This window comes from Streptomyces sp. URMC 126 (assembly GCF_051386555.1).
Classification (GTDB): domain Bacteria; phylum Actinomycetota; class Actinomycetes; order Streptomycetales; family Streptomycetaceae; genus Streptomyces.
In genome coordinates this window covers 1-242 of sequence record NZ_JBPQTX010001260.1, presented here as the reverse complement: position 1 = coordinate 242, position 242 = coordinate 1, and the positions used below count along the sequence as shown (strand labels likewise).

At 66.9% G+C, this 242-nt stretch carries 1 protein-coding gene; it reads right to left on the bottom strand.

From position 1 onward, the window contains the following. The coding region (locus ACSNOK_RS35880) for a WhiB family transcriptional regulator (protein WP_436784843.1) at nt 1-194 on the bottom strand (194 nt) is incomplete at its 3' end. Between the last annotated feature and the right edge of the window lie 48 nt (nt 195-242).

Below are 242 nucleotides of genomic sequence, written 5' to 3'. Positions count from 1 at the left end.
CCGTAGCGCTCGTCGTTGGCGAGGGCGTACTCCAGGCACTCGACGCGCCCCTCGCACGACTGACAGATCTTCTTGGCGTCCACGGGTGTTCTGCCCGGCTCCGGGAAGAAGGGCTCGGAGCCGATCTGCGCGCACAGCGCGCGCTCCCACCATCCGGTCAGCTGCCCGACCGGACCGGAGTAATCAATTGCCATGCCCAGGAGCCTGCCCGGCGCCGATCAACGTTCTGTCAACGTCCGATC